At 57.3% G+C, this 3,267-nt stretch carries 6 protein-coding genes; 4 read left to right on the top strand and 2 right to left on the bottom strand.

Annotated elements, in window-relative coordinates; translation table 11 throughout:
* Window position 1: 1 nt before the first annotated feature.
* From ACXRVY_RS21315 to ACXRVY_RS21300, 4 genes are all read left to right on the top strand, one after another.
* Window positions 2–415 (top strand): hypothetical protein, encoded by a 414-nt coding sequence (locus ACXRVY_RS21315; protein WP_458238172.1) that lies wholly within the window; start codon window positions 2–4, stop codon window positions 413–415.
* On the top strand, window positions 412–1,011 hold the full coding sequence (locus tag ACXRVY_RS21310; protein WP_457265771.1) for a recombination protein NinG: 600 nt from the start codon (window positions 412–414) through the stop codon (window positions 1,009–1,011). The genes ACXRVY_RS21315 and ACXRVY_RS21310 overlap by 4 nt, the downstream gene beginning before the upstream one ends.
* Complete coding sequence (locus ACXRVY_RS21305) at window positions 1,008–1,685, top strand: hypothetical protein (RefSeq protein ID WP_457265770.1); 678 nt, start codon at window positions 1,008–1,010, stop codon at window positions 1,683–1,685. The genes ACXRVY_RS21310 and ACXRVY_RS21305 overlap by 4 nt, the downstream gene beginning before the upstream one ends.
* Before the next feature lie 163 nt (window positions 1,686–1,848).
* The gene (locus tag ACXRVY_RS21300; protein WP_457265769.1) at window positions 1,849–2,067 is read left to right on the top strand and encodes a hypothetical protein; all 219 of its coding nucleotides are present in this window, start codon (window positions 1,849–1,851) and stop codon (window positions 2,065–2,067) included.
* 282 nt (window positions 2,068–2,349) lie between these two features.
* On the opposite strand, the gene ACXRVY_RS21295 is transcribed toward ACXRVY_RS21300, so the two are convergent.
* A complete protein-coding gene (locus ACXRVY_RS21295; protein WP_457265768.1) occupies window positions 2,350–3,075 on the bottom strand; it encodes a type II toxin-antitoxin system HicB family antitoxin in 726 nt (241 codons plus the stop codon).
* A gap of 51 nt (window positions 3,076–3,126) precedes the next feature.
* A partial coding sequence (locus ACXRVY_RS21290) for a type II toxin-antitoxin system HicA family toxin (RefSeq protein ID WP_458238173.1) occupies window positions 3,127–3,267 on the bottom strand: 141 nt, incomplete at its 5' end.

The raw sequence follows: 3,267 nt of genomic DNA, 5'->3' as shown, positions 1-3,267 counted from the left end.
GCTGAACACCATGTTCCGGGACAAGAAGTTTGTGGTGGTGTCTTTGCGCCCGGGCAAGGATCGCACACTCGATCAGAACGCCTTGTGGTTTGCCATGTACAAGCGCATCGCAGAGATGACCCCGATCGGCGATGCAGCCGACGCCCGGCGTTACTGCAAGCTGCACTTCGGCGTCCAGATCCTGCTGAACGAGGATGCCGGGTTTCAGGCGGAGTGGTACCGGGTTATGCGCCATCTGCCGTACGAGATAAAGCTATCGATGATGGGCGGCTGCAAGCTGTTCGGCCCTGATGGATTCCCAGTGACCAGTCTGTTCAATCGCGCTCAAGGCATCCAGTACACCGACTGGATCTCAGCCTACTTCACTGGCCATGGCGTGGTTTTCACTGATCTGCTGAGCAAGGAGGCTGCATGAGGACTGGGATCAAGGACGTGAAGCAGAAGACGTGCAAAGCCTGTGGCGAGAAGTTTGCCCCGATGTTCAATACCACACAGGTGGTGTGCAGCCAGAAGTGCGCCTTGGCTCACGCTCCCGCCAATAGCGAGAAAGCCCGCAAGGCCATCGACCAGCGCGAGCGCCGCGAGATCAGAGTCCGCAAAGAGAAGCTGAAGAGCAGGGCGGAGCACCTGCGCGAAGCCCAAGCGGCGGTGAACGAGTACGTGCGCCTGCGTGACGCGCACCTGCCATGCATCAGCTGCGACTCGATGCCGAGCGATCACGACCTGATCACGGGTAGCCGCTGGGACGCCGGTCACTATCGGTCGGTCGGTGCCTGTCCTGAGCTTCGGTTCGAACCTATGAACATCCACCGGCAGTGCGTGAAGTGCAATCGCAATCTGTCCGGTAATGCGGTCAAGTACCGCATCCGCCTGGTGAAGCGCATCGGCGCCGACAAGGTGGATTGGCTGGAAGGGCCTCATTCGGCCCGCAAGTACACCATCGACGACCTCAAGGCCATCAAGGCCGAATACCGGGCAAAGACAAGAGAGCTCAAAAAGGAAGCAGCATGAAACTGATCAGCGCAAGGCAGGTATGGACAGAGTCGCAGCACGAATCGAACGCATCGATCAGTGCCATAGCAATCGACAAGGCAGAGTCGGCCCCGGTGAAATCAGGTTCTCGCATGCGCCGCCATGAAGCGGTATTTGCGGCCCTGGGCGAGGACAAGGAAGAGCGCATTCAGGTTGTACGCCAGCGGATCAGCATCAGCGAGACGCGCCGCACGCCAGTGGGTCGTTCCACGGCGCGCGCTGCTCACCTGGCGACCATCGGGAAAGTGCTCCGCGCCATCGATACGTTGCCATTCCAGGTGCAGCAGTTCGGGCACTTCCTTTATCACCCGGCGATGACCATGCAGCACGTCATGAACGCAGTGCTGTTGGTGGCAGCGAAAGCGGAGCTGCCCGACCTGACATCGGCCAAGCGCGTGAAGGCCCAGTACCTGATCACCCTAGCGCTGCAGTCGTACAAGGCCCAGGTGAGCGGGGCGGCAGAGTGGGGGCCAGCGCGGGTAGCGTCCGAGATGAAAGAGTTCTTCGGTGTGACGATTGATCCGAAGAACTGGACGCGCGACTGGCTCGACCTGTGGGAATCCCTGAAGAAAGTGATCACGGAAGTTGATATCCAGGCTCAGCAACCGGTATGGCAGGTAATTCAYTCGGAAAAAGATGAAGAGGCGGCATAAATATATTGACATGACGGGAGTTTGTGCGTACTTTTCCCATAGTGCACAAGTAACGCGAAACGCACACGAATACCTGAACCCGGCCACCGTGCCGGGTTTTATATTGTGCGCATGCGACATCGCGTGATAGCGTTTTGACTCTACCGAAAATCAGGAGTCATTAATGTCTGTCACCATCTCGCATAAAGTAGGCCTCGAAGTTCCTGAGGAATGGCGCACCCTCCAAATTCTAGAAATTTGGATCGTCGCTATTGATGGGGAGCCTATGGGAGTCTTCTTCAGTGGGGAAGAGGCCAATGCTTATGCACACTGGACGGAGTGGCGCATTTCTGAAGAGTTAAAGCGGAGTTCTGAACCAAGCTCAGGACCTCGATTGGGATAATGCCATCAACAAGGGGAAACTTTATYTCCCTTGGGATGAGGGAAGCCTCGCCATCATGCGGGGCTTTTTTACGCCTCGAATTCACCTGTAGCCAGGGCAGCGCTCGGGAAAGCCTGGACGTCGATAGCCGGATAGTGCGACGCACGGAATCAACACCGGCAGCCCCCGCACCCCGACCTCAGATGCTTTCGGGGTGGCACGAGACTGAACTGGCGAGATCGATGCAATGGGGGGTCGACGCTGGGAAGGTCTTTGGCGGACAGCGCGGAAAGACGCGTGCACCTATTCGATCAATGCGATGCTTTCTACCGGTTTGCCCGTTACCGGATCCTTCATTGAAGATCGACGGAAGCGACCGGTCGCGACAATCTGGTCAAGGACCGCATCCACTGCCTGCATCGTGCTTGGTTGGCGGGCGTATCGCGTGCGCAGGATGAAGTCCAGTGAGTAGCGCTTGACCTTCGCCAAGCCTTCGCGAGTTTTTCCGATTGGCATTTCAGTCACTCCAGTCTCTTGGAACGCGTCTACTAACCGCTCGATGTACAGGCCGCCATGGGCACCGCCATACGGAAGATCAATCCAGCCTGGCTCGGAAGGGCTCACGCGAATTGATGTTTTAAGCGCGCCGAGTGCGGCTTCCAACTGTTCCATCTTTGACGTATGTAGGAAGTCTACAAGGCGGTCGCCCTGAGCCTGGTGAACGCCAAGTGCACGGCACAGATCTGCTTTGCGCATGCCTTGCTTCATCATCTCGTTCCAGAGAGCAATCTTCGCAACGGTAACGGCTGGCAAAGCAACAACGTGCTCTCCATCCTCCGGTGGGGTCGCTTCTGGAATGGCGCGACGCTCGTCGACATAGAGTGAAAGAGTAGATTCGATCGCGTCCAGGGCTTCGCTGATAGCGTGCTCTCGGTCATCGCCATAGCTGTTCAGTTGCGGCAGGTCTCGGCAGAAGACGGCAACACCTGGTCCATCATCTTCTTCAAAGCGGATTGCATAGTCGTACATGGTCACTCCTCGGAGGTGATGGTCCAGCATTCAGATGTGGTGAAGGGGCTCTCAGAGCCCCAGTTGTTTAATGATCGCCTTGCGGGTCGGTTCTGGCATTTCCTTGCTACCGTGATCCGCGAAGGTGGTCCTGTTGCCGTTTGGGGCGGAGACTTTGAAGTGGCTTCCTTTGCCGGCTTCGAAGGTTACCCC

This window comes from Pseudomonas sp. P5_A2_2 (assembly GCF_054177685.1).
The sequence above is the reverse complement of the archived record's forward strand: the minus strand, read 5'-3'. Positions and strand labels throughout refer to the sequence as shown.